General features: G+C 59.4%; 24 protein-coding genes. 19 read left to right on the top strand and 5 right to left on the bottom strand.

Features of this window, described 5'->3' with window-relative positions:
• Positions 1–7: 7 nt before the first annotated feature.
• The 5 genes from lepB to ACIY1O_RS06825 all read left to right on the top strand — a co-directional run bounded on the left by lepB (position 8) and on the right by ACIY1O_RS06825 (position 3880).
• On the top strand, positions 8–895 hold the full coding sequence (lepB, locus tag ACIY1O_RS06845; protein ID WP_397474343.1) for a signal peptidase I: 888 nt from the start codon (positions 8–10) through the stop codon (positions 893–895).
• Positions 895–1653, top strand: a complete 759-nt coding sequence (rnc, locus tag ACIY1O_RS06840; protein ID WP_397474342.1) for a ribonuclease III — start codon at positions 895–897, stop codon at positions 1651–1653. Before lepB ends, rnc begins: the two co-directional genes overlap by 1 nt.
• Positions 1650–2540, top strand: a complete 891-nt coding sequence (gene era / locus ACIY1O_RS06835; RefSeq protein ID WP_397474341.1) for a GTPase Era — start codon at positions 1650–1652, stop codon at positions 2538–2540. The genes rnc and era overlap by 4 nt, the downstream gene beginning before the upstream one ends.
• A complete protein-coding gene (gene recO, locus ACIY1O_RS06830) occupies positions 2533–3144 on the top strand; it encodes a DNA repair protein RecO (protein WP_397474340.1) in 612 nt (203 codons plus the stop codon). The genes era and recO overlap by 8 nt, the downstream gene beginning before the upstream one ends.
• Before the next feature lie 130 nt (positions 3145–3274).
• Complete coding sequence (locus ACIY1O_RS06825) at positions 3275–3880, top strand: PIN domain-containing protein (protein WP_397474339.1); 606 nt, start codon at positions 3275–3277, stop codon at positions 3878–3880.
• Positions 3881–4943: 1063 nt separating this feature from the next.
• Here the strand turns inward: ACIY1O_RS06825 and ACIY1O_RS06820 are convergent.
• The 3 genes from ACIY1O_RS06820 to ACIY1O_RS06810 all read right to left on the bottom strand — a co-directional run bounded on the left by ACIY1O_RS06820 (position 4944) and on the right by ACIY1O_RS06810 (position 7756).
• Positions 4944–5648: a Bax inhibitor-1/YccA family protein gene (locus ACIY1O_RS06820; protein ID WP_397474338.1), complete on the bottom strand. Its 705-nt coding sequence runs from the start codon at positions 5646–5648 to the stop codon at positions 4944–4946.
• A gap of 111 nt (positions 5649–5759) precedes the next feature.
• Positions 5760–6197, bottom strand: coding sequence for a DNA polymerase III subunit chi (locus ACIY1O_RS06815; RefSeq protein WP_397474337.1), 438 nt, complete (start codon positions 6195–6197; stop codon positions 5760–5762).
• 56 nt (positions 6198–6253) lie between these two features.
• Positions 6254–7756, bottom strand: coding sequence for a leucyl aminopeptidase (locus ACIY1O_RS06810; protein ID WP_397474336.1), 1503 nt, complete (start codon positions 7754–7756; stop codon positions 6254–6256).
• A 67-nt stretch (positions 7757–7823) separates the two neighbouring features.
• Here ACIY1O_RS06810 and lptF point away from each other — a divergent pair, with 67 nt between their 5' ends.
• From lptF to ACIY1O_RS06795, 3 genes are all read left to right on the top strand, one after another.
• Positions 7824–8939 (top strand): LPS export ABC transporter permease LptF, encoded by a 1116-nt coding sequence (lptF, locus tag ACIY1O_RS06805; protein ID WP_397474335.1) that lies wholly within the window; start codon positions 7824–7826, stop codon positions 8937–8939.
• A gap of 175 nt (positions 8940–9114) precedes the next feature.
• Entirely contained in the window at positions 9115–10077 is a 963-nt protein-coding gene (locus ACIY1O_RS06800; protein WP_397474334.1) for a CysB family HTH-type transcriptional regulator, read from the top strand.
• A gap of 242 nt (positions 10078–10319) precedes the next feature.
• Complete coding sequence (locus ACIY1O_RS06795) at positions 10320–10685, top strand: DUF2325 domain-containing protein (protein WP_397474333.1); 366 nt, start codon at positions 10320–10322, stop codon at positions 10683–10685.
• 93 nt (positions 10686–10778) lie between these two features.
• Here ACIY1O_RS06795 and ACIY1O_RS06790 read toward each other — a convergent pair whose 3' ends face one another.
• A complete protein-coding gene (locus tag ACIY1O_RS06790) occupies positions 10779–11435 on the bottom strand; it encodes a C40 family peptidase (RefSeq protein ID WP_397474332.1) in 657 nt (218 codons plus the stop codon).
• 341 nt (positions 11436–11776) lie between these two features.
• Here ACIY1O_RS06790 and ACIY1O_RS06785 point away from each other — a divergent pair, with 341 nt between their 5' ends.
• The 3 genes from ACIY1O_RS06785 (at position 11777) to ACIY1O_RS06775 (ending at position 16218) form a co-directional block, all read left to right on the top strand.
• Positions 11777–13147, top strand: coding sequence for an MFS transporter (locus ACIY1O_RS06785; protein ID WP_397474331.1), 1371 nt, complete (start codon positions 11777–11779; stop codon positions 13145–13147).
• A 63-nt stretch (positions 13148–13210) separates the two neighbouring features.
• The gene (gene acs / locus ACIY1O_RS06780; protein WP_397474330.1) at positions 13211–15190 is read left to right on the top strand and encodes an acetate--CoA ligase; all 1980 of its coding nucleotides are present in this window, start codon (positions 13211–13213) and stop codon (positions 15188–15190) included.
• A gap of 125 nt (positions 15191–15315) precedes the next feature.
• Entirely contained in the window at positions 15316–16218 is a 903-nt protein-coding gene (locus ACIY1O_RS06775) for a DMT family transporter (RefSeq protein WP_397474329.1), read from the top strand.
• A gap of 87 nt (positions 16219–16305) precedes the next feature.
• On the opposite strand, the gene ACIY1O_RS06770 is transcribed toward ACIY1O_RS06775, so the two are convergent.
• Positions 16306–17952, bottom strand: a complete 1647-nt coding sequence (locus tag ACIY1O_RS06770; RefSeq protein ID WP_397474328.1) for an electron transfer flavoprotein-ubiquinone oxidoreductase — start codon at positions 17950–17952, stop codon at positions 16306–16308.
• A gap of 218 nt (positions 17953–18170) precedes the next feature.
• On the opposite strand from ACIY1O_RS06770, the gene ACIY1O_RS06765 reads away from it, so the two are divergent.
• The 8 genes from ACIY1O_RS06765 to eno all read left to right on the top strand — a co-directional run.
• On the top strand, positions 18171–18620 hold the full coding sequence (locus ACIY1O_RS06765; protein WP_397474327.1) for an acyl-CoA thioesterase: 450 nt from the start codon (positions 18171–18173) through the stop codon (positions 18618–18620).
• 58 nt (positions 18621–18678) lie between these two features.
• The gene (locus ACIY1O_RS06760; RefSeq protein ID WP_397474326.1) at positions 18679–19377 is read left to right on the top strand and encodes a CoA transferase subunit A; all 699 of its coding nucleotides are present in this window, start codon (positions 18679–18681) and stop codon (positions 19375–19377) included.
• Positions 19378–19390: 13 nt separating this feature from the next.
• Entirely contained in the window at positions 19391–20044 is a 654-nt protein-coding gene (locus ACIY1O_RS06755) for a 3-oxoacid CoA-transferase subunit B (protein ID WP_397474325.1), read from the top strand.
• 128 nt (positions 20045–20172) lie between these two features.
• Positions 20173–21963: a M24 family metallopeptidase gene (locus ACIY1O_RS06750; RefSeq protein ID WP_397474324.1), complete on the top strand. Its 1791-nt coding sequence runs from the start codon at positions 20173–20175 to the stop codon at positions 21961–21963.
• A gap of 577 nt (positions 21964–22540) precedes the next feature.
• The gene (locus tag ACIY1O_RS06745) at positions 22541–22717 is read left to right on the top strand and encodes a hypothetical protein (protein ID WP_397474323.1); all 177 of its coding nucleotides are present in this window, start codon (positions 22541–22543) and stop codon (positions 22715–22717) included.
• Positions 22714–24375: a CTP synthase gene (gene pyrG / locus ACIY1O_RS06740; protein ID WP_397474322.1), complete on the top strand. Its 1662-nt coding sequence runs from the start codon at positions 22714–22716 to the stop codon at positions 24373–24375. Before ACIY1O_RS06745 ends, pyrG begins: the two co-directional genes overlap by 4 nt.
• Complete coding sequence (kdsA, locus tag ACIY1O_RS06735) at positions 24372–25223, top strand: 3-deoxy-8-phosphooctulonate synthase (protein ID WP_397474321.1); 852 nt, start codon at positions 24372–24374, stop codon at positions 25221–25223. Before pyrG ends, kdsA begins: the two co-directional genes overlap by 4 nt.
• A gap of 150 nt (positions 25224–25373) precedes the next feature.
• Positions 25374–26350: phosphopyruvate hydratase (gene eno, locus ACIY1O_RS06730; protein ID WP_397474320.1), on the top strand; the 977-nt coding region annotated here is incomplete at its 3' end.

The following is a 26350-nucleotide window of genomic DNA, read 5'->3' as shown; positions in this document are numbered from 1 at the left end:
GCTTGGCATGAGCTGGGATTTCGCACTAATACTTTTTGTGCTGTTGGTCATAACCGGGGCGGTTTGGGCGCTTGATTTCTTCTTTCTGCGCTCCAGACGCCTGGGCCGCGCCCAGGCGCAGATGGCGGTATTTGATGCCAACCCGACAGGGGTGGGCACGCTCGAGGCCGCCAAGCTGCGCCAGGAAGCCTACGACGATGCCCACCGTGTGCCATGGTGGATCGAATACTGCGTCAGCTTTTTTCCGGTCATTCTGTTCGTATTCGTGTTGCGGTCTTTTGTGGTCGAGCCGTTCCGCATCCCGTCGGGCTCCATGCTGCCCACTTTGCAAAACGGCGACCTGATCCTGGTGAACAAGTTTCAGTACGGCATACGCCTGCCCGTCATTGATAAGAAGATCATCGACGTGGGCGAGCCGGCGCGCGGCGATGTCATGGTGTTTCGCTACCCTGTCGATACCGACATCGATTACGTCAAGCGGGTGGTGGGCCTGCCGGGCGACGAAGTGGTCTATCAGGACAAGAATCTGTTTATCAACGGGCAGCCTGTCGCCCAGGCCCGGGCAGGAGACTATTTCGAGCCTGATCGTTCGGTCTATGTGGGGCGCTATACTGAAGACTTGGGCGCCACCGAGCATTACCTGCTGCTCAACAGGCATGCGCCGCAAGATTACATGCCTATCACTGATTTTCCGTATCGAAACCACTGCGAGTATTTTCACAACGGCATACGCTGCAAAGTGCCCGAGGGCCACTACTTCATGATGGGCGACAACCGCGATAACAGCCTCGACAGCCGTTATTGGGGTTTCGTGCCCGAAGAGAACATTGTCGGAAGGGCCTTCCTTATCTGGATGAACTTCAGCGAACCCAGTCGAATCGGTGGATTCAAGTAATGGCTAGCACGGCTACCCTCGAAACAGCTCTTGATTATCAGTTCCAGGATGCTTCTTTGCTTGAGCAGGCCCTGACGCACCGCAGTCATGGCGCCCGCCACAACGAAAGGCTCGAGTTCCTGGGTGATTCGGTGCTTAATTTCGTGGTTGCCGCCATGTTGTACAAGCGCTTTGCCAAAATCGACGAGGGCGATCTTTCGCGCTTGCGCGCCAACCTGGTCAAGCAGTCTTCGCTGGCCGAAATCGCTCAGAAGCTTTCCTTGTCCCAGTACTTGCGCCTGGGTGAGGGCGAGCTCAAAAGCGGGGGCTTTCGTCGGCCATCCATCCTGGCCGATACGCTTGAAGCCATATTCGGCGCGATCTTTCTCGATACCGGCTTTGATGCGGCCCAGCAAACCATCGCTAAACTTTATATGCCCATCATTCAGGGTGTCGATCCCAAGACATTGGGTAAAGACCCCAAGACCCTGCTGCAAGAGCTTCTGCAGGGGCGCAAGCTTGATCTTCCCGCTTACAACGTCGTTGCCACGCATGGCGCCGCCCACAGCCAGATGTTCGATGTAGAGTGCTCTATTCCCGCACTCGATATCAAGGTGCTGGCAGCCGGCTCCAGCCGCCGTGCGGCCGAGCAGCTTGCCGCCACCCAAGCCATTGCCGCCGCCCAGGCGCTGGGTCTGGGCAAGGCTTCCGGCAGGGGCAAGGCGCGCAAGTCTGCGCAGTTGTCGTTGCCGGTGGCGGTTTCCCAGGAAAACAAATGAGCAACACTCCATTCCGATGCGGGTTTGTTGCAGTGGTCGGCCGTCCCAACGTGGGCAAATCGACGCTGGCCAACGCACTGATCGGCAGCAAGATTTCCATCGTGTCGCGCAAGGCGCAGACAACGCGACATCGTATTCACGGCATTCTGACTCGCGAGAACGAGCAGTTCGTGTTCGTGGATACTCCCGGGTTCCAGACTCGCCATGGCGGCGCCATGAATCGCATGATGAACCGGGTGGTAACCCAGGCTCTTTCCGAGGTCGACGTCGTGCTGCACGTGGTCGAGGCGGGCAAGTGGTCAGCCGGCGACCAGCAGTTGCTGCCGCTGTTGCCCAATCAGGGCCATACCATTCTGGTCGTCAACAAGGTCGATACCCTCAAAGACAAGAACGCCATGTTTCCGTATGTCAGCAAGATCATGGCCTTGCACCCCTATTCGGCCGTTGTGCCAGTCAGTGCCGCACGCGGCGTACAGCTCGAGAACCTGCTGGCTGAAATTGCTGCCCGCCTGCCAGAGGGCGAGCCCATGTTCGAGGCCGACTCCCTCACCGACCGTCCGGTACGCTTCATCGCCGCGGAGCTATTGCGCGAGAAGATTTTCCGTCTCGTCGGCGACGAGCTTCCTTATGGCTGCACCGTCGTCATTGAACAGTGGGAAGAAGTCGAAGAGGGCGCACGTATCGCAGCCTGCATTCTCATCGAGCGCGAAAGCCACCGTCCCATTCTGCTTGGCGCAGGGGGTGGGCACATGAAGCGCATCGCCTCCGAGGCTCGGCAGGATATCCAGGCGCTGCTCGAAAAACCTGTGCACCTTGAGGTCTACATCAAGGTACGCAAGGGCTGGTCCGACCGCGACGCCAGCCTGCGTGAACTGGGATATGAGTAGTGTGCCGTCTAGCCGGCAAGGCGGCCGCCGCAGTAGCCGCATCCAGGACGCGGCAGGGTATATGCTGCACGCCACCGATTGGAAGGAAACTTCCTTAATCGTCCAGACCTTCACGCGTGATCACGGTAATGTGGCGTTGGTGGCAAAGGGCGCCAAAAGGCCTTATTCGGTTCTGCGGCCCGTGTTGGCGGCCTTCCAGCCCCTAATGCTGACATGGAGCGGCAACGGCGACGTCAAGACCCTGGTGCGTGCCGAGAGTGGCGGTGTACGACCCCTGGGCGGAAAGGCTCTGATGTCGGCCTGGTACATGAACGAGCTGCTGCTGCGCCTTTTGGCTCGGGAAGACCCCCATCCCACCTTGTTCGACGCCTATGACGCAGCCCTTGAACAGTTGGCAAGCGGGTCGCGCGCCGCAGGGGCCTTGCGCCGCTTCGAATGGACACTGCTTCACGAGTCGGGCTACGGCTTGGACGAAGCTCCCCCCGATTTCGATGACCCGGGCATCGAGCCCGCCTTGCGGGTATCGCTGCGCCAGCGCCTGGATGAGCTATTGACGCGCCCCTTGCAAACCCGCCGGGTCCTTATGGCGCTACAGCGAATTTGAAAGCGTGTGCGTGTGGCACGCGTAAAATTACAGCGACGCCCTGGCCCGCAAGCTGTTTCGTTTTCCTCTTTTCAGGGCGGCCCTCAATGCTTCATGCTGCAACTTGGCGTCTGGAAGACGCAAAAGTTGAATGAATATGGTTTCAGGCACGACTCGAAGTTCTGTTCCCGACATTGTCGTATTGGATACTTGCGTTCTCATTTCCAATGTGCTGCGCCGCTTGTTGCTGTGTCTGGCCGATCACGCTTGTTTCCGGCCCGCCTGGAGCGAGATTATCGGTGACGAATGGCGCCGCAACGTGGCGCGTGTCTGGGAGGTCGATTTCGAGGCTGTAGTCGCCGAGTGGGATGCGTTGCAGGCGCTGTATCCAGAGGCCGATCAGGGAGATATCGCGCCATTCAAGCAGGGTCTCGTATATAGCGACCCCAAGGATTGGCACGTAATCGCAGCCGCCCGTGCCGCTCTGGCCAAACAGCCTTCCGCGAATGTGGCTGTCGTTACCCGCAACCTGCGGGATTTTCGCCGTGCTGAGTTGCGCCGCCTGGACATAGGCTTGATGGACCCCGACCAGCTCCTGGTGCACTGCTGGCAGAGCCATCGCGAGCCTTTATTGTCCGCGCTTGAGTCCGTTCCGCAAGACTTGGCCGCAAGCGGCCGCCCCCGGGAGGCTCTGGATATTATCCTGAAGCGGGAGAGATTGTTTCGCTTGAACAAACTGTATGCGCCCGGTGCTTGAGACTGAACTGATACGTAGCCGGCAGCAGGCCGAGGGTGTGGCCGAGATCATGGGCGAGTCGCCCGCCGTGGTTATGCGCTGAAATGGCGCGGTAGGTTTGGCCGCGTAATGTGCTCTTAGCTGACTATCTTCCAGGTTTTAGTTGCTCTGCGCGTTATTAGTTTGAGTTCATAACACGCCGCCGGTGGGCGGTCTTGGTTTATTGGTCGGAGCTTTGCGGTCTGGCTCCGCCAGACTACCCGCGTTTGGCGCATTTGCGCGGGCGGTGAAAAAACTCAACCTCGTCGCTGCGCTCCTCGGGATTCGACAGCTTTCACCGACACCTCCCCGCGCAAATACGCCAAATGCGGCGCAAGCAACGCCCAATAAACCAAGACCGCCCACCGACGGCTCATCGTGGAGGCGCTTGTCCCGCTCACTTGGCGCGTCGCATGGAGGTTTATCTGGAATATTGTTCGCACCTCGTAACTTGTATAGTTTGTAGGCGTCTTTGGTGCGTTACTAAAGACGCTGGGGTGGAGGAGCTGTAATCGGGGCTCGGTAATTCGACACGTCGGCAATCCAGCAATTTGCCTTTTCGGCCGTTCGATAATCGGTAACACGCAGGGTCTGGGGCGGGGCAAGGGTTGGCGGGCCTTTCAGCGTGCGCCGAGTTTTTTCGTCTTGGGCGGGATGAAGGCGCCCGCTTGTCCGAATCCCGAGGAGCGTAGCGACGAGGTTGAGTTCGGACGCCGCCCGCTCAAGGCGAGAAAACTCGGGAAGTTCCGCGTAGCGGAACCGCTCGCTGCGGCCCGCCAACCCTTGCCCCGCCCCAGACCCGGCACAAGTACTCCATCCGACCAGTAAGCTTCGTCAGGTCAGATCCATCCGACCAGTAAGCTTCGTCAGGTCAGATCCATCCGACCAGTAAGCTCCGTCAGGTCAGATCCATCCGATCAGAAAAGAGCCAACCGAACGGAAAAGCCCATCCGATCAGAAACATCGTATTCTGGGAATCGCAAAGCGCCCACCAAAAAAAAGGGCCGGATAACCCGGCCCAATTCATGCAGAAATGCTTTGTGGCTTAATCGCGGTCGCCGCCAAAAATACCCAACAGCATCAGCAAATTAGCGAAAATGTTGTAAAGATCAAGATAAATGGCCAGCGTCGCCGAAATATAGTTCGTTTCGCCACCGTTGATCACTCGCTGCAAATCGACCAACAAAAAGGCCGAGAAAATACCAATAGCCAGCACCGATACGGTTAGCACCAGCGCAGGCAACTGCAGGAAAATATTCGCTACCGCCGCGACGATAAGAATGATCACCCCGGTGAACAAGAACTTCTGCCAGTGCGAAAAATCACGCTTGGTGGTGCTGGCAACGCTGGCCATCGTGCCCAGCACCAGCGCAGTGCCGCCAAAGGCCAGCATGATCAGCTGTGAACCGTTCGAGAACCCAAGTACATGGCCCACCAGGCGCGACAACATGATGCCCATGAAGAAGGTGAACGCCAGCAGCAGCGCCACGCCCAGCGAACTGTTCTTGTTGCGCTCGACCAGAAACATGAGACCAAAAGCGCCAACCAGGAACACCATGATGCTCATTCCGGGGCTTGCCGCCATCACGGCATTGAGGCCCGTGTTCAGGCCTACAAAAGCGCCCAGCACCGTAGGTATCAGCGACAGCGCAAGCAGCCAATACGTATTACGCAAGACCCGATTGCGCACAACCTCGCCCTGAGCGGCGTAGTCTTGGCGGGACAAAGTGTTTTGTCGTGGATCGTTCATGAAGAATCCTTGTGTCTGAAAGCAAAAATGCAATGCAGCCAGTATGTTGGCAGAAGTAGCGGCCCACGGCCACTGCTATTTAAGGAGATTAACTTACAAAATGCTGAATAATCAAGCGTTGCGTGATAGATCGTGGGCATGCAGATCGTATCCGTCGCTTTTATATTGGCGCCAGCGCTGACGAGCAGCCTGCACCGAAGCCTCGTCACGAGAAACTATCTCGAGTATGCGTTCGTAACGATCCGCCGCCGGCGGGCATTGTTCGTCAAGATTGACAAGCCACGGCGCCGGATCGGAGCCGGGCGGCTCGATGGCCTTGTCTGTCAGCAGGATGGGCGTTTGCGCGGCCAGAGGGTCGTCGGCCGCCACATGAGGCACGAACGCCGTCGCCTCGAAGCCCCAAAGCATGAGGTCGAAACGCTCAAGCAAGGTGGCATCGGCACAATACACGACCAAGCGCCGGCCTTTGTCATAGTGTTTGCGCACCACATCGCAGGCCATGCGCAGCCGGTCTGGCGCACCGAAGGCGAAGTCGACGCGCGCCGTCATTGCATGGTGCGCGCAGCGCGTGTGCCGTTAAGCGTTGCGGCCGGCGGAACCATGGGCTACGCCTGATCCTGCAGGAACTGCACCAGCAGCGGCACCGGACGACCCGAGGCGCCTTTGTCTTTGCCGCTGCGCCAAGCCGTTCCGGCAATGTCAAGGTGGGCCCAACGGTACTTGCCTGTAAAGCGGGACAGGAAGCAGGCTGCCGTGACCGAGCCGGCCGGCGGGCCGCCGATGTTGGCGATGTCGGCGAAGTTGGATCGAAGCTGCTCTTGGTAGGCTTCTTCGAGGGGCATGCGCCACGCGGGGTCATTGGCCGTGCGACCCGCCTTGACAAGGCCTTCCGCCAGCTCGTCGTCTTGCGAGAAAAGCCCGGTGTTGACGTGCCCCAGGGCCACCACGCAGGCGCCGGTAAGCGTGGCGATGTCTATGACAGCTGCGGGCTTGAAGCGCTCGGCGTAAGTGAGGGCGTCGCAAAGCACCAGGCGGCCTTCAGCATCGGTGTTGAGAATTTCGATGGTTTGCCCCGACATGCTCGTGACCACGTCGCCGGGTTTATTGGCTTGCCCGCTGGGCAGGTTTTCGCAGGCGGGAATGAGAGCGACCACGGGTTGCTCGATGTTGAGCTCGGCAACGGCCCGCATCGTGCCCAAGACACTGGCGGCCCCGCACATGTCGTACTTCATTTCGTCCATGTTGGCGGCGGGCTTGAGCGAGATGCCGCCCGCGTCGAAGGTGATGCCTTTGCCGACCAGCACGATGGGCGCCTTGGCGTTTTTGCCGCTTGGCGAGCCGGACGGCGTGTACTTGAGTTCGATGAAGGCCGGCGGCTGGGTTGAGCCCTTGGCCACCGACAGAAAGGAGCCCATCTTGAGAGCTTCGATCTGCTTGGTGTTGAGCACCCGCGCAGACAAGGTCTTGAATTCGCGGGCAAGCTGCTTGGCTGTGGCGCCCAAATAGGTGGGCGTGCAGACATTGCCCGGCAGATCGCCCAGCTTGCGGGCAAGCTGCATTCCGTTGGCGATGGCCCAACCGGCCACTAAACCTTGTTGGGCCTGCGGAGCTTGGCCGCGCCCGACGCTGACGGTAATTTTTTTAAGCTTGGGTTGTTCGTTGCGGTCGCGCTTGCCGACCGTGGCGTCATAGCGGTATACGGCCTGCCCGGCGGCGATGGCGCAAGCCTGAGCGCGGCTGCGTAATGTAGAGTTCGGGCACTCGATGGACGCCAGAGTGGAGACGCCTTCAGTAAGGCGGGCTTGCGCGCAGTATTTGGCGAAAGTTAATTCGGCGCCGGCGTGGGCTTTGGCGTTATAGCTTTCTTGTTTGCCCAGACCGATTAAAATGACTCGGGCAGCGGAAACACCCGGAAGTTGGCGTAGCACCAGATGCGTATTGGGCTTGGCTGAAAACTCAGATTTGAGTACTTCGCGGATGGCGCCGCCACTGGCGTTGTCTATGATGTCGGCGGCAGAGCCGAGCACGCCGTCGGCAAAGACGCCGACTGCCAGCGCCGCCGTTTTGATTTGGTGCAAAGAGGCCGAGGTCTGTGTGCTAAATTCCATACGAGTTTTCCTATGGTGTCTTGCAGATGCTGTTGAGTAAACTATCGATTATCCAGCATATTGTCTCATGTCACTATTCAAGCGTTCCGTTGTCTCCGAAATCATGAGCCATGCCGGCGTGGTGTTTTCCACCTTGCTGGTCGTATGGCTTAGTGTATTGCTGGTTCGTTTGCTGGGCGAGGCGGCCAATGGAACCATCGGCGGAGACGTCGTGCTGGGGCTTGCCACATTCTCCAGCATTACCGCATTGCCGGTGATTCTCGCCGTATCGCTGTTCATTGCCGTGCTTACCACCGTTACACGCAACTTTCGCGAATCCGAGATGGTGGTTTGGTTTGCCAGCGGCTTGTCGCTCAAAGACTGGATCCGGCCTGTTCTGCGTTGCGCCGTGCCGGTGGCGCTGCTTATCGCGTTTCTTACCCTGTTTGCATCGCCCTGGGCCTATCGGCAGATTGCAGAGTATCGCCAGCGCTATGAGCAAAGGTCTGATCTTTCCAAGGTAACGGTGGGGCAGTTCATTGAAACCCAGGATGGCGCACGGGTCTTCTTTGCTGAAGAGCCCGTATCGCCTCAAGACGAGTTGGGTCGGGTGGTGGCGCGCGTTATCGACTCCGAATGGCTTAGCGTGGTGGCGGCCGAAAGCGCTCGTGTCGAAACCCAAGAAAACGGTGACCGTTTCCTTGTGCTTAATGAGGGGCATCGTTACGACCTGCGGCAAGATTCATCCGAATTCAGGCTGTTTGATTTCGATAAGTATGGCTTCCGGCTTGAAAGCAGCGCCGATGCGGCCTCGCCGCAGGCCATGCGCGAACTGGTCGAGCGCCAGATCAAGGCCAGGCCTACCGAGCAGTTGTTCCTCGACAGCAACGACACAGCCCGTTCGCAGATTATGTGGCGGCTTGCCCTGCCTTTGGCGGCGCTCAATCTGGCCTTGTTGGCTTTGCCGCTCGGGTCAGTCAACCCGCGCCTGGGCCGGTCGGGAGACTTGCTTATTGCAGGCCTTGTGGGCCTGTTGTATATGAACCTCATCAATCTTTCGCGCGGATGGATAGGCAGCGGGCAACTTAGTTTTGGGCTTGGCGTGTGGTTGGTGCACGGGGTGTTTGCAGGCCTTATGGCCTTTATGTTGTGGCGCAAGTTGCGTATAAAAGCACCCAGGCAGACGCCGTCTCAACCGGTCTGAGGCCAGGCGGCTAAATTACATATTCTTGATGGCTGCAAACAGGGCGGCGGCCGAAACAGGGCTTCAAGCGGCTGGCAAGAGGCGCTCTCCGAGCATATATGTTTATACATAAAAATAATTTGGAATTGCTTTTATATTACTTATAATGGATAGGTTCCAACCGGCCTATCTAACCATGAATCTCCAACAATTCCGTTTTGTCCGTGAAACCATTCGGCGCAATTTCAACCTTACCGAAGCGGCGCGTGCATTGTTCACGTCGCAGCCCGGGGTTTCGAAATCCATTATCGAGTTCGAGGACGAGCTCGGAATCAAGATCTTCGAGCGCCATGGCAAGCGGATCAAGGGGTTGACCAAACCCGGCGCCGTCGTGGCGCAGGTAATCGATCGCATCATGCGCGAAGTCGATAACCTGAAAAAGGTCAGCGAGGAGTTCGCACATCGCGATGAGGGCGGGGTGGTTATCGGGTGCACGCATGCTCAGGCACGATACATATTGCCTAAAGTCATCCCCGCTTTTCGCGAGCGCTTTCCCAAGGTGCGCGTTTCGCTCGCCGAGGGCAACCCTCCAACGCTTGCGAAGATGGTGCTGCATGAACAGGCGGACATTGCCATTGCGACCGAATCGTTGTCGCGTACCGCCGGCCTTGCCACCTTGCCCGTGTATTCATGGGAGCACGTCATCGTCATCAGGCCGGACCATCCGTTAGCCGAGCTAACCTCGAGCCAGGCCAAGACTATTTCGCTGGCGCAGCTTGCCGAATATCCCATCATCACTTACGACCGCCAGTTCTCCGGGCGCTGCACCATCGACGAGGTGTTCGCCTCGGCGCACATCACGCCTGACATCGTTCTAGAGGCCATCGATGCCGATATCATTAAAACTTATGTCGACGTAGGCCTGGGCGTTGGAATCATTGCGGGCATGGCTTTTGACCCTCGACGAGACAAGGGCATGGTCGGCATCCCCGCCGGTCATCTATTTGGCACCCACACCACTCGGGTCGCCGTGAAGTCCGGCGTCTTCCTGCGCGATTACGTGTACGTGTTGCTAGAGATGCTTTCATCCGAATTGACCCGCGAGGTCGTGCAGGAAGCCGTCGATGCGGAACCCTTGCGCCAGGTCGTTAACGGCTAGGGCGCCCAAGGCGGCCGCTTTCTCCACATTGGGCTGCGGTTGGCAAGTATTGTGCGCAGCCTTCTCGACCGCTCTGACATGACGGCTTGCATGGGGCGGCATTGCTGCGGCCGGGGCGGCCGACACATCCGATTATGAAACACGAATCGTAAAAACGTTATCAAAAATAAGAATGATTCTTATTGACGAATAAGATAAGAATGATTATCGTTACGAAGACGTTGGTTCTTTGGAGACTCTTCATGACGGAATTAGTTAGGGCGGTAGTGGTCGGAGCGGATCGGCTGGGAAATATCCCCGACTTGCTCAAAGTGCACAACATCGCCATCAGGCACCATATCAGCGGACGCGACCCCGCGCACCAGAAGAAAACGCTTCAACTGCCTTCCGGCACAGACCTTTTAATACTACTCACCGATTTTTTGGGGCACAACGTGATGAAAACCTTTCGCGCGGCGGCCCAGCGCTCGGGGGTCAAGGTATTGGTGTGCCGGCGTTCGGTATGTTGCATGAAGCGAGCGTTGACGCAAAGCGGTTATTGCGAGGCATGTCCGACGCAGGCAGAGAAGCAGTCGGCCGGCAAGAAAGGGCTGAAGTTCGCAGCCTGAGGCGGGTTTGAAATTTATTTGCAGTTTATAGCGCGCGTACGTTGGCGCGCGCTATTTTTTGAGGCGTGCATGCCTTGCTGAACGGCTGGGTAGCTAGTTGCCGCGCGATGCGGCCGCTACGAGCCGGCGTGCGCCGTTGTAGCGCTTTCGCCAGTACGAGACGTTCATGTCTTCGATGCGAACCACGGCGCCTGTGCGGGGCGCATGCACGAACTTGTGATTGCCCAAATAGATGCCCACATGCGAGAAGCGTGCGCCGCGGGTGTTGAAAAACACCAGGTCGCCTCGCTTGAGTTCGGAACGCTTGACTGATTTGCCTTGGCGCGCGATGTCTGCCGACCGCCGTGGCAGTTTCAACCCCAGGGACTTTTCGGCGGCGTAGCCGACCAGCCCGCTGCAATCAAAGCCCGTGTTCGGCGTTTCGCCGCCATATTTGTATTTGGTGCCTAACAGGCCCAGAGCCGTGCCGACCAATGTTTGCGTGCGGGGTTCGGAGTAGGCGCGGCTTGCACCAGCCCGATTGAAGTCTGAGCTTGCCAGATAGGCGCCGAGCGGATCGGATTTTGTCTTGGAAAGATAGCTGTCGCGGACTATGAGGTGATGGGAGTCGTTACCGGCTTGTTGCTCCGAGCCAGGATTACCAGCGCAGCCTACGAGCGCCAGGGTCGAGGCTACCAGCAGGGCTTTGCCTGCGCGCCATAGACTTCGAGGTGAGAGCGTCGGAATCAATGGAGTGGAATGGAGCGACATGTGCAATGGTGTTTATAGGACGACAGCACGCGTTTGGCTTCATAGGCGCTTGGCCCAGCCAGCCGTGGCGGCGACAATCAAATAAGCGTATGCGCTTGAAAATTAAGCGCTTGGATAAAAAAACTGCCCCGAGTTTAACGAAACTTGGATGTTGGGTAAAGCGTAGTTACAAAGTAGCAGGCGGCAAAAGGTTTATGGCATCATGGCGGGCGCAGGCACGTCGCTGGCATGTGCTCGTTGTCGTGAAAGGAACCTAAAGAGGCCGCCATGGACACCGTGAAGAAGAGTTTGTCGTTCGATCATGCCCCTTCGGCAGGCACGCAAGCCGCTGTGCTTCTGCCATGAGCAGGCCGTCTCAAGCGGGTTCTGAACCGCGCGCCGCGGCGGATGCTGACGCCGCCGACGCAGTCCCGCCGGGAGGCGGGGGCTTGTTTCGCAACGCGCTCAAACCCGGCGTGGGGCGTCGCGAAGTCTGGGCCTGGGCAATGTACGACTTTGCCAATTCCGGTTATACCACCGTCGTCATCACGACGGTGTTCAGCACGTACTTCGTCGGTGTGGTGGCGCAAGGCCGAAGTTGGGGAACGCTGGCATTCACCATGGCGTTGTCACTGTCCTATCTGGCCATCATGCTGACCATGCCGGCGCTGGGCGCGCGTGCCGACGCCCGGGCGGGCAAGCGGCGGCTTTTGTTCACCAGTACCGTAGGGTGTGTGGCCGCTACCGCGTTGCTTGCATTGGTCGGACCCAACGACATTGCCCTGGCCCTGGTGCTATTGGCGTTGTCCAATTATTGCTATTGCGTCGGCGAATCCGTGGTGGCCGCGTTCTTGCCAGAGATGGCGCAGCCCAACGCCTTGGGCCGGGTGTCCGGCTGGGGTTGGGGTTTTGGCTATTTTGGCGGCATGCTCACGCTTGGCCTGTCGCTGGCACTGGTGGGGTGGGCCTCGGCCCGGGGTGCGGAAGCGCACCAGTATGTGCCCTATGTGATGCTGCTGACCGCCCTGGTATTTGCGATCGCCGCCGTGCCTTCTTTTCTTTTCCTGCGTGAACGCAGCGCGCCCAGCAACCGGCCGGCGCTGGGCTGGCTAAAAAGGTTGGCTACCGCCTGGCGCGAAACCGGCGAGCATTTTGTCGACTTTCGCCTGTTGCTGATATGCGGAGCCTTCTATCATGCGGGCATCTCCGTGGTGGTAACCCTGGCTGCCGTCTATGCAAACCAGGCCATGGGTTTCACCATGGCTCAGACAATGGTGCTGGTATTTACCGTCAACATCGCCGCGGCGGCCGGGGCGCTGTCTTTTGGACACTTTCAAGATAAGGTGGGGCACAAACGAGCGTTGACGATTACCTTGTATGGCTGGATCGTCATGGTGCTGGTCGCCTATTCGGCGGTGCAGGTGTGGGTGTTCTGGATCGCCGCCACACTGGCCGGGCTGTGCATGGGCACCAGCCAGAGCGCCGGCAGGGCCATGGTGGGCGGGCTTGCGCCCGCGCGGCGTCTGGCCGAATTCTATTCTTTATGGACGTTTGCGACGCAGCTTGCAGCGGTGGTGGGCCCGCTGTGCTACGGCGTCGTCACTTGGGTAACCGATGGCAATCACCGGCTGGCGCTATTGCTTACCGGCCTGTTCTTTGTCGGCGGCTTGATGGTGCTTAGCCGTATGGATTTTGCGCGCGGGGCGGGTGTGCGCGATACTGTGTCGATATAAGCGTCCCGTCAGGGCAATAGGTTATCAAGTCTTATGAAACAACAGCCAACACAGGAGTCAATCATGTCTAGTGCGGTCCAATCAATCCTGGTCGAGAAACGTGTTTTCCAGCCCTTCGAGGCGCTTGTCCAGCAGGCCAATATATCGGGTATGGATGCGTACCGGGCCTTGTGCGATGAGGCCGAAAGATCACCGGACGAGTTTTGGGGCCGTCTGGCGCGTGAGAATCTGATCTGGGACAAGCCGTTCACACAAGTGCTTGACGAATCGGAAGCGCCTTTCTACAAATGGTTTGCCGATGGCGAGCTGAACGTTTCCGCCAACTGTCTTGATAAACACCTCGATACGCCCACTGCCGACAAGACCGCCATCGTCTTCGAATCCGACGACGGCAAGGTTACCAAGATCACTTATCGTGAGTTGCATGCGCGGGTGTGCGAGTTCGCCAACGGCATCAAGTCGCTGGGCTATAAGGCCGGTGAGCGCGCCATCATCTATTTGCCCATGTCCATTGAAGCCGTGGTGGCCATGCAGGCTTGCGCGCGCCTGGGCATTGTTCATTCCGTGGTATTCGGCGGTTTCTCGGCCAAGAGCCTGAACGACCGCATTGTCGACGTGGGCGCCACGCTGGTCATCACGGCCGACGAGCAGATGCGCGGGGGCCGCAATATTCCACTTAAGCCGGCAGTGGACGAAGGCATCGGCATGGGCGGCTGCGAAGCCATTCGCCATGTCATCGTCTACCGTCGCACCGGCAGTGCAATCGACTGGACCGAGGGACGCGACCTATGGATGCACGATGTTTGCGCCGGTCAACCCGCCACCTGCGAGGCCGCGCCCGTCAATGCCGAACATCCGCTCTTTATCTTGTACACCTCGGGCTCCACGGGCAAACCCAAGGGCGTCCAGCATGCTTCAGCGGGTTTCCTGCTGTGGGCCTTGCTGACCACCAAATGGACATTCGACGCCAAGGACAGCGATGTTTATTGGTGCACGGCCGATGTCGGCTGGGTTACCGGCCATACCTATATCACCTACGGCCCCTTGGCCGCAGGCCTGACCCAGGTCGTGTTCGAGGGGGTGCCCACTTATCCGGACGCAGGCCGTTTTTGGGAAATGATCCAGCGCCACAAGGTTACGGTGTTCTACACCGCCCCCACAGCAATCCGGTCGCTGACCAAGGCGGCAGAGACCAATGCCCAGGTGCATCCGCGGCGATACGACCTAAGCAGCCTGCGCATCATTGGCTCCGTGGGCGAGCCCATCAACCCCGAGGCCTGGATGTGGTACTACACCAATGTGGGCGGGGAGCGCTGCCCGGTGCTGGACACTTGGTGGCAGACCGAAACGGGTGCCCACATGATCACTCCGTTGCCGGGCGTAACTCCGCTCAAGCCAGGTTCGTGCACCCTGCCTTTGCCGGGCATTGCCGCGGCCATCGTCGACGAGGCGGGCAACGATGTGGCTCCGGGCACGGGGGGATTCCTGGCCGTGAAGCGGCCCTGGCCCGGCATGATCCGCGCAGTCTGGGGTGACCCCGAACGCTACAAGAGCAGCTACTTTCCGCCAGAGCTCAAGGGCTACTATCTGGCGGGCGATAGTGCACAGCGCGATGTCGACGGCTATTTCTGGATCATGGGTAGGGTCGACGACGTCTTGAACGTCTCCGGCCACCGCTTGGGCACGATGGAGGTCGAGTCGGCGCTTGTGTCTCATCCCCTGGTGGCCGAGGCTGCGGTGGTGGGTCGGCCCGACAACACGACGGGCGAGGCCGTGGTGGCCTTTGTGGTGCTCAAGCGCGACCTTCCGCAGGGTGACGAAGCTGTCGACATCGCCAAGCAGTTGCGAGACTGGGTGGCGCACGAGATCGGCCCCATCGCCAAGCCCCGCGATATCCGTTTTGGCGAGAACCTTCCCAAGACGCGTTCAGGCAAGATCATGCGCCGTCTGCTGCGTGTGGTTGCCAAGGGCGAAGAGGTGACGCAGGATGTTTCCACCTTGGAAAATCCTGCAATTCTCGGCCAGTTGTCGCAGTCGGTGTAGTACGGCGAGGCGGGCCGGCATTCGGTTGAATGCGTCCCGTCGTACGCCGGCATGAACGGATTGAGTATTTTGTATCGGGCCGGGCGGCTAAGTAAGCCGCCCGGCCCGACGTTTGGGAGGGTTGGGTGGATAAAGCTCAAACTGATCGTGCCGCCTTGATGTGGATGGCGCTGACGGTGGTGATCTGGGGTAGCGGGTGGGTGATGATGAAGGCGCTCGTGCCATACATCGGGCCCTTCGATCTAGTGGCGTTGCGGTACGCCGTGGGCTTTCTGACCTTGCTGGTTCTGGTGTTGGTCTTGCGGCGGCCCCTTGCCTTTCCGCCATTCTGGCTCACCATAGGCATTGCGGTGTTTCAGACCACCGCTTACCAATGCCTGGTGCAGATGGCGTTGGTGGCCGGCGGCACCGGCCGAGTCGTGATGGTGGCCTATACCATGCCGTTCTGGGTGGCACTGTTTGCGTGGGCGCTGATGGGCGACCGCCCCTTGCGCCGGCACTGGATCGGCTTTATCCCGGCGGCCCTGGGCCTGGTGGCGGTCATCCAGCCTTGGCAGGGCTTGGGTGGCATCGGTCCTTCGCTGCTGGCCTTGGCCGGCGGCATGTCCTGGGCGTTGGGGACACTTCTTGGCAAGATGTTGTTTCAGCGAAGCCGCCCCGACGTTCTCAGCCTCACGATGTGGCAGTTGCTGCTTGGAACCTTGATGGCGTTGCCATTTGGGTGGCTGATTCCTCAGACGCCCATCGTATGGGGCGGCGGGATGATACTCGGCGTGCTCTATCTGGGGGTGATGTCGTCGGCCGCGGCGTGGGGCCTTTGGCTGATGGTGGTCAGCCGAATCCATCCCACGGTGGCGGGAATGGCCGGGCTTGGAGTGCCGGTGGTTGCGGTGGCCGGCGCCTGGATTACGTTGGGCGAGCGTCCTCAGCCAATTGAACTGGTGGGTATGTTTCTGATGATGGTGGGCCTGGTAATTGTGTCATGGACGCCGGCAAAGCGGCCGGCCGGCAATGTGAAGGCTGCTTGAGTCGGCCCGGCTGCATCCGACGCACCAGAAGCAGCCGGCCGATGGCGTGCGCGGCTACGCTTTGGCCGGCTGTGTCCCGCTTTTTTCTTACATGCCGTTGTAAACGGGCCCTTCACCGCCTTGCGGCGCCACCCAGACAATGTTCTGCGTCGGGTCTTTAATGTCGCAGGTTTTGCAATGAACGCAGTTTTGCGCGTTGATCTGCAACTGGTCCTTGCCTTCGTCGTCCTTGACGAATTCGTACACAGCGGCCGGGCAGTAGCGGGCCTCGGGGCCGGCATACTTGGCCAGGTTGATATTTACCGGCACCGAAGGGTCTTTCAGGGTCAGGTGAACCGGCTCGTTCTCGTCGTGGTTGGTGTTCGAGATAAACACCGAACTAAGGCGGTCGAAGGTAAGTTTGCCGTCGGGCTTGGGGTATTCGATGGGGGCGCACTCGGAAGCGGGCTGCAAACAGGCGTGGTCGGGCTTGTTGTGGCGCAGGCTCCAGGGCATCTTGCCCTTGAGCAGCCATTGCTCGATGCCTGTCATCAGGGTGCCGACTGTACGACCTTTCTTGAACCACTGTTTGAAATTTCGGGATTTGTTCAGTTCGGCATGCAGCCACGATTTTTCAAACGCTTCGGTAAAGGCGGGAAGCTCGTCGTGCTGGCGCCCCGCCGATACCGCCTCGAAAATCGCCTCGGCGGCCAGCGACCCAGTCTTGATTGCCGCGTGGCTGCCTTTGATGCGTGAGGCGTTCAGGAAGCCCGCTTCGCAGCCCACCATCGCACCGCCCGGAAAAGTAAGCTTGGGCAAGGATAGAAGCCCACCGGCGGTAAGAGAACGCGCGCCGTAGGCGATGCGCTTGCCGCCTTCGAAGGTGGCGCGGATGGTCGGATGTGTTTTGAAGCGCTGAAACTCTTCAAACGGCGATAGCCAGGGGTTGGCGTAATCAAGGCCGACGACCAGGCCCACCACCACCAGATTGTCGGAAAGGTGGTACAGGAATGAGCCCCCGTAAGTGTCGGAATCGAGGGGCCAGCCCGAAGTGTGCATCACCAGGCCGGGTTGCGCCTGGGCCGGATCGACCTCCCACATTTCTTTGACGCCGATGGCATAGCTTTGCGGGTTGCGGCCTTCGTCCAGCTTGTATCGCTCGATCAACTGGCGGCCGAGCTGGCCGCGCGAGCCCTCGGCAAAGATGGTGTAGCGAGCGTGAAGCTCCATGCCGGGCTGGTAGTTGGGTGTATGTGAGCCGTCGCGCGCCACGCCCATGTCGCCTGTGGCAATGCCCCTGACTGCACCGCTGTCGGTGTACAGGACCTCTGCGGCGGCAAAGCCGGGAAATATTTCCACGCCGAGAGCCTCGGCTTGCTCACCCAGCCAGCGGGTGACGTCTCCTAGACGCACGACGTAGTTCCCGTGGTTCTTGAAGCACTCGGGCAGCAGCCAGTTGGGCGTGCTGCGGGCGCCCTTGGCGGTAAGAAACAGGAACTTGTCTTCGGTTACGGGGACGTTGATTGGAGCGCCTTTTTCTTTCCAGTCGGGGATGAGTTCGTCCAGGGCTTTGGTGTCCATGACAGCGCCTGACAGGATGTGCGCGCCAACCTCGGCCCCTTTCTCGAGCACACACACGCTGATTTCGCTTTGCCGCTGGGCGGCGAGTTGCTTGAGGCGGATGGCGCTTGCCAACCCGGCGGGCCCCGCTCCGACGATGACGACGTCGTATTCCATTGATTCGCGCTCGGCCATGAGTATGGATCTCCCGTATTGATTTCTGTCTTGTGGCGGCGTTGCCGCCGACTTGCGCACCTGCGGCAGTGCTGCAAAGTTACAAGGATTTTATAAATAGTCGTTCAGGCCGATTGTATTGCAGACCGAAGATGCGATGTGCGGACCGATGCAAAAGGGCGTCGCGGATGCCGTTATATACTTAGCAAGTATTATCTTTTAATGCCAAGATCGCCGCTATGTTGCAAGATGCAGTATCCGCCGTGCCGCAGGCCGGACACATATTCGATTGCGTGATACCTGTGCGGTGGGGCGACCAAGACGCTCTCCACCATGTCAACAACACGCTTTACTTCCGCTATGTCGAAGAGGCAAGGGCCGTGCTGTACTTGCAAGCAGGCATTCCGGTGCCTGGCGAGCGCGATCCTGTTTTGGTGCATGCAAGCTGCGATTTCATGAAGCCCTTGCTGTACCCGGCCACGGTCGTGGTGAAGCTGGTGTTCGTTCGGTTCGGGCGCACCAGCATGGATTACGATTTTATTATCGAGCGCCAGGACGAGCCGGGTGTCGCATACGCGCGCGGCAAGAATATAACCGTGAACACCGAGTCTGCCACGGGCCAGCCTTGCCTGTGGTCAGAGTCGCAGTTGGCGGCCTATGCGCGCTGTTTTCGCGCGCCCGATAGCTAAACGATTTTCAACCGTTCGGCATATATGCCAAGCCGAGCGAATTTTTTGGGATGGAGTGATGGATAAAGTCTATGCAAGTGCCGCAGAAGCACTCGATGGCATTGTGGCAGACGGGCAGACAATTGCCGTGGGCGGCTTCGGCCTTTGCGGCATTCCCGAAGCCCTTATCGAGGCCCTGCGTGATTCAAAGGTGCAAAACCTTACCTGCATTAGTAATAATGCCGGGGTCGATGGCTTAGGTCTGGGCCAGTTGCTGGCCACGCGGCAGATCAAGAAGATGATCTCTTCTTATGTGGGTGAAAACAAAGAATTCGAACGGCAGTACCTGGCCGGAGAGCTTGAGCTCGAATTCACTCCACAAGGTACGCTGGCCGAGAAGCTGCGTGCCGGCGGTGCCGGTATTCCCGCCTTCTTTACTCGCACCGGCGTGGGCACCATGGTGGCTGACGGCAAGGAAGTGCGCGAGTTCGATGGTGATCAGTATGTGCTCGAGCGGTCGCTGACGCCCGACGTTTCACTCGTCAAGGCCTATATTGCCGACCGCAGCGGCAACCTGATCTTTCGCAAGACAGCCCGCAACTTCAACCCGAACGTTGCAATGGCGGGAAAAATCACCGTGGTCGAAGTCGAGAAGATTGTCGAGACGGGCGAGCTCGAGCCCGACTCCATCCACCTGCCGGGCATCTATGTGCATCGCATCGTTCTGAACGAGAACCCGGCGAAGCACATCGAACACCGCACCCTGCGCAACGCCTAAGGAGACACACGAAATGGCTTGGAATCGAGACGAAATGGCGGCGCGCGCGGCGCGTGAGCTGCAAGACGGCTTTTATGTCAACCTGGGTATCGGCATGCCCACCCTGGTGGCCAATCATGTGCCGCCCGGCGTCGAAGTATGGCTGCAGTCTGAAAACGGCCTGCTGGGCATCGGCCCCTTTCCCACCGAAGAAGAAATCGATGCCGACCTCATCAATGCGGGCAAGCAGACTGTTACCACACTGCCCGGCTCTTCCTTCTTTTCGTCGGCGGATTCGTTCGCGATGATACGCGGGGGCAAGATCAATCTTGCCATCCTGGGCGCAATGCAGGTGTCCGAAAAAGGCGATCTGGCCAATTGGATGATCCCCGGCAAGATGATCAAGGGCATGGGCGGAGCCATGGACCTGGTCGCGGGCGTCGGGCGGGTTGTCATTTTGATGGATCACGTGGCCCGCAAAAAGGACGGCACCGAAGACATCAAGCTGCTGCCCGAATGCACGCTGCCCCTTACGGGCGTCGGCGTGGTCGACCTGATCATCACCGACCTGGGCGTGATGGAGGTCACCGATAACGGCCTCAAGCTGATCGAGGTCGCGCCAGGCGTAACCGTCGAAGAGATCCAGGCCAAGACCAAGGCCAAGCTGGATGTCTCTGCGGTGGCTTAATCAGGCTTGCCGCAGTTCTGGCTGGTTCCTTGGTTTCACCGGCCGGCCTGTTGGCGGGTAACTTCCGTTTTTCCCCAGCGCCCGTCCTTCGTAACGGGCGCTCTCTTTTTGATCAAGGCTCAACTCAAATGGATGATTCCGTTCATTCCGCCCGTCTTTTCGCACTGCGCAAAGTGATGGCTGCACAGAACATTGACGCCTGCGTCGTTCTGTCATCCGACCCCCACCTTTCCGAGTACCTTCCCGACCATTGGCAAGCGCGCGCGTGGCTAAGCGGTTTTGAGGGCTCGGCGGGCACGCTGGTGGTCACCGCAGCCTTCGCGGGCTTATGGACGGATTCGCGCTACTGGGAGCAGGCAGTGGGCGACCTGGCAGGCACAGGTATCGAGTTGATGCGTGCCGGCGCCGACGGCGTGCCGAGCATTCCGCGTTGGCTGTGCGAGCGTCTTCTCGAGGGCGCTCGCATTGCTGTGCATGGCTTGACCCTAAGCCTGCGCACGCAGCAAGACTGGCAGGCCGAATTCGACGAAGGGCGCCTGCAGCTTGTGACCGAGCTCGATCTGCCCGGCGCTGTCTGGCCAGACCGTCCCGCACTGCCGCTGTCGCCGCTATATGAGCATCAGGCTCCGTTTGCCTGCCGCAGCCGTGCGGCGAATCTCGTCGCCGTGCGTGCAGCCATGAGCGATGAGGGTGTGGCATGGCATTGGATCTCATCGCTGGACGACATTGCGTGGCTGTTGAACCTGCGCGGCGGCGATGTGTCGTACAACCCCGTATTCCTGGCCCATGCCCTGATCGGCATGGACGATGCAAAGCTGTTTGTCGATAGCTCTCGTATTGATGATGCCTTGCGCCGGGCTTTGCGGGCGGACGGCGTGCAGTTGCTGCCCTACGAAGAAGCCGCCGCAGGGCTGGCGGGTGTTCCGGCCGAACAAAAGGTGTTGGTAGACCCGGCGCGCACCACAGTGGGCATCACCCGGCATGCAGGGGCGGAGCTTGTCGAAGCCATCAACCCTTCGCACATGCTCAAATCGCGCAAGACCGATGCCGAGCTGGCTCATGTACGCCGGGCGATGGAGCAGGACGGCGCAGCGCTGTGTGAGTTTTTTGCCTGGTTCGAGACTGCGCTGGGCAAGGAGCGAATCACCGAACTGACGATAGACGAGAAAATTACCGAGGCGCGTGCGCGGCGCGAAAATTTCGTCTCCCCCAGCTTTTCGACCATCGCCGCTTACCGGGCCAATGGCGCGATGCCTCACTATCATGCAACGCCGCAGTCGCATGCGGTAATCGAGGGCGACGGCTTGCTGCTTATCGATTCGGGCGGACAATACCTGGGTGGAACGACGGACATTACCCGTGTGGTGCCGGTGGGCCATGTGGATGCCGAGCAGAAGTGCGACTACACCGTGGTTCTTAAGGGCATGATCGCGCTTTCCCGGGCAGTGTTTCCCGCGGGGGTGGCGGCGCCGGTGCTGGACGCGATCGCCCGCCAGCCCATTTGGGCGGCGCTGGCCGACTTCGGTCATGGCACGGGGCATGGCGTGGGGTATTTCCTGAATGTCCACGAGGGCCCGCAAGCAATCTCGTATCGGACTCCGGCTAGGGCGTCCATGGCGATGGAGGCGGGGATGATCACATCGAACGAGCCGGGTCTGTATCGCCCTGGGAAATGGGGCATTCGCATTGAGAACCTGGTGGCCAACCGGCCGGCGGGCGAGTCTGAGTTCGGGGCGTTTCTTAAATTTGAAACCCTGACGTTGTGCCCGATTGATACTCGCTGCGTGTTGCCCGAGCTTCTGGATGATGTAGAGCGCGGCTGGCTCAATGATTACCACCGCGAGGTGCGGCAGCGTCTGGCTCCGCTTCTCGCGGGCCCGGCGCTGGAGTGGCTTACGCTGCGCACTGAGCCGATCTGAGGCGTTATTAATTCCCATTCTTGTACTTGGTGGCTCATCATGTTCGCGGTCTTGGGGCGCGTAATTAGTTTCTGTCCCTAGGCGTTTGGATTGAGTTTTTTAGCGCCGTTTCAGGCTCCACCGCCTCCGACAGCTGAGGGCGGCGCAGGTTTCGCGGTCCCGGTTTTGTTGTGGCGTTTTAGCTTTGCTTCCTTGGTGTTGGTGGAATGATTAACCTCGACTGCCCGAACACAAAAAAGCTGGTGTTCCCGTGTCGATTCGCCGCTCATGACGGCAGCAGTTGGCAGTCGCCAAGGCTGACACGTTTTCCATTAGCCCCCCTTTATTTCTGGCCCATCGTCAGCCGCAACTGCAAGCCGCTGGTGGTGAAATGGTTTAGACCGGGGCGTTGGAGGGCGCTGCCGCAAACCGCCCGACCGCCCCGGTCTAAACCATTTCACCACCAGCGGCGTTTAAAGACCCAAACCGACGCAGCGCTGTCCAAGGCTAGACGTTTAAAGACTCAAACCGACGCAGCACCGTTCAAGCCAGACGCTATGGAAACGGGTCTGAATCGGCACAGTTCAGCAGGATGCTCATGAGCACGGAACCAAACGTCGCGGCTGAGCTTCACGATATAAAAATCCTCTTCCCGCATCATCTTCACGACCAATGCCTGACATTCATGTCGAATATGCCCAATACCCCTATCGTCGTCGGCTATAATCTCAATTTCCCGCTCCTGCCCGGCCACCCCGGGCGCCAATTACGATGACCAAATATGTATTTGTCACGGGTGGGGTAGTGTCCTCTCTCGGTAAGGGCATTGCTGCTGCTTCTCTGGCCGCTATCCTCGAATCGCGCGGCCTGCGCGTCACCATGCTGAAGCTCGATCCGTACATCAACGTCGATCCGGGCACCATGAGCCCCTTCCAGCATGGCGAGGTCTTCGTCACCGAAGACGGCGCCGAAACCGATCTTGACCTGGGTCATTACGAACGTTTCATCTCGGCCCGGATGCGCAAGTTCAACAACTTCACAACCGGCCAAATCTACGAGTCCGTGCTGCGCAAAGAGCGTCGCGGCGATTATCTGGGCAAGACCGTTCAGGTAATTCCACACATCACCAACGAAATACAAGAGTTCATCGCCCGCGGCGCCAACGCCGCCTGGAACGGTGAAACCGACATCGCCATCGTCGAAATCGGTGGCACCGTCGGCGACATTGAATCTCTGCCTTTCCTTGAGGCGGCGCGCCAAATGAGCCTGCGCCTTGGGCGCAACAACGCGGCCTTCGTTCACCTGACCCTTGTGCCTTTCATCGCGTCCGCAGGCGAGCTCAAGACCAAGCCTACCCAACACTCGGTGCAAAAGCTGCGCGAGATCGGCATCTACCCGAATGCACTGTTGTGTCGCGCCGACCGTCCCGTGCCCGAGGACGAGCGCGCCAAGATATCCCTGTTTTCCAACGTGCCGTTGGATGCCGTGATCTCGGTCTGGGATGCCGACTCCATCTATCAGATTCCCTCCATGCTCCACAAGCAGGGGCTGGATAATCTGGTGTGTGACGCGTTGGCCATTTCGCCTCCCCCGGCCGATCTCACCATTTGGGACAACATGGTCGAGGTCCTGGAAAACCCCAAGCATGAAGTACATATCGGCATGGTCGGCAAGTATGTCGACCTGACCGAATCTTACAAGTCGCTTACCGAAGCCCTGGTGCATGCGGGCATCCATACGCATTCCCATGTGTGCATCGAGTACATCGATTCCGAAAGCATCGAATCCGAAGGCACAGACTGTCTCTCTCACCTTGATGCCATCCTGGTTCCGGGCGGGTTCGGCAAGCGCGGAACCGAAGGCAAGATCGCGGCCATTCGTTATGCGCGCGAAAACGGCTTGCCGTATCTGGGCATTTGCCTGGGCATGCAGTTGGCGGTTATCGAGTTTGCTCGCAACGTGGCGGGCTTGCAAGATGCCAACAGCACCGAGTTCAACCCCTCGACCCCGCATCCGGTGGTGGCTCTTATCAGCGAGTGGCAAGATCGCGAAGGCCAGATTGAACGCCGCGATGCGTCGTCCGACCTGGGAGGCACCATGCGCAAGGGCGCACAGCGTTGCCCCGTAAAGGCCGGCACCCGCGCACATGCCATCTACGGAGACGAAGTCTACGAACGCCATCGCCATCGTTACGAGGTGAATAACGCCTATGTGCCGCGTCTGGAAGAGGCCGGCATGGTGATCAGCGCTCGCACGCCCACCGAGCAATTGCCCGAAATCATGGAGCTTCCGGAGCACGCCTGGTTCATGGGCGTGCAGTTTCATCCCGAGTTCACCTCCACGCCGCGCGACGGCCACCCGTTGTTCAGCAGCTTCATTAATGCGGCGCTGCAACGCCAGGCCCAGGCCGCCCTCAAGGAAAATGTCACATGAAGCTCGGAGGACACCAGGTTGGTCTTGATCAACCCTTCTTCCTGATAGCGGGCCCATGCGTCATCGAATCGCGTCAGCTGGCGTTCGATACCGCGGGGAGGCTCCAAGAGATCACCCGCGCGCTGGGCATACCTTTTGTTTACAAGAGCTCATTTGACAAGGCCAACCGCAGTTCGGGAAAATCGTTCCGGGGCCCAGGCATGCAAGAGGGCCTGGCCATACTGGCCGATGTGCGCGACCATTTCGGCGTACCTGTGCTAACCGACGTGCATACGGCCGAGCAGGTGCCCGAGGTGGCGTCCGTCGTCGATGTTTTGCAGACCCCGGCTTTCCTGTGCCGCCAAACTGATTTCATCCGGGCATGCGCGGCATCGCTCAAGCCCGTCAACATCAAGAAAGGCCAGTTCCTGGCGCCCCACGACATGGTGCAGGTCGTCAACAAGGCTCGCGAGGCCGCCATCGAGGCGGGAGGCGACGGTGACAACATCCTGGTGTGCGAACGCGGAGCGTCCTTTGGCTACAACAACCTGGTGTCTGACATGCGGTCGTTGGCCATCATGCGCGAAACCGGTTGCCCCGTGGTGTTCGACGCCACCCATTCGGTCCAGCTTCCTGGCGGCCAGGGCTCCAGTTCGGGCGGCCAAAGCGAATTCGTGCCGGTGCTGGCGCGCGCCGCGGTCGCGGCCGGTATTTCGGGGCTGTTCATGGAAACCCATCCCGATCCGGCAAAGGCGCTGTCAGACGGTCCCAACGCGGTGCCCTTGGACCGCATGGCGGCGTTGCTGGAATCTCTGGCATCCATTGATCGCATCGTTAAGAACAGCGGGGCGCTCAAGCAGGGCCTCTGATTTTATGCAAGGGCCTGAAACAGGCGCTTGGGCTCTTGCTTTTGCACAGTACAATCGAAGTTTTTGTGGCGGCCCGGCGATCCGGCAATCCGGCAGTTCGGGGCTCCGGCAGTCACTGGCTCCAATTCATCAGGCAGGAAAACCAATACCATGAGTGCAATCGTAGACATTATTGGACGCGAAATCCTTGATTCACGCGGAAACCCCACTGTCGAGTGCGACGTCTTGCTCGAGTCGGGCGCCATGGGGCGCGCCGCCGTGCCTTCAGGCGCGTCGACCGGTTCGCGCGAAGCCATCGAGTTGCGCGACGGCGATCAGGCCCGCTACTTGGGTAAAGGCGTGCTGCGCGCGGTCGAGAACCTCAACACCGAGATTTCCGAGGCGCTGATGGGCCTGGATGCCCAAGAGCAGACTTTCCTCGATCGCACCCTGATCGACCTGGACGGCACAGAAAACAAAGAGCGCCTGGGTGCCAACGCCATGTTGGCGGCCAGCATGGCCGTGGCGCGCGCCGCGGCCGATGATTCCGGCCTGTCGCTGTATCGTTATTTTGGCGGTAGCGGCCCAATGCAGATGCCCGTGCCCATGATGAACGTGATCAACGGCGGTGCGCATGCCAACAACACGCTCGATATGCAGGAATTCATGATCCTGCCCATCGGCGCCACCAGTTTCCGCGAGTCGTTGCGCATGGGCGCCGAGGTCTTTCATGCCCTGAAAAAGCTCATCCACGACCAAGGCATGTCGACGGCCGTGGGAGACGAAGGCGGCTTTGCGCCGAACGTCGCCAACCACGAGGCCGCCATCCAGCTCATACTCCAGGCTATTTCCGAAGCCGGGTACGAAGCCGGCTCTCAGATCGCCTTGGGCCTTGATTGCGCCAGCACCGAGTTCTACCGCGACGGCCGCTATCATCTGGCCGGCGAAGGCGGTGTCGCGCTTACTTCCCAAGATCTTTCCAACTTGCTGGCTACTTGGTGCGACAAATATCCCATCATCACCATCGAAGACGGCATGGCCGAGGACGACTGGGAAGGCTGGAAGATTCTTTCCGACCAGCTTGGCAAAAAGGTGCAATTGGTGGGCGACGACCTGTTCGTCACCAACACCCGCATTCTTAAACAAGG

The sequence above is a fragment of the Pusillimonas sp. genome (assembly GCF_044464525.1).
In the GTDB taxonomy this organism is placed as follows: Bacteria; Pseudomonadota; Gammaproteobacteria; order Burkholderiales; family Burkholderiaceae_B; genus Pusillimonas.
This window is presented reverse-complemented; position numbering and strand designations above follow the sequence as displayed.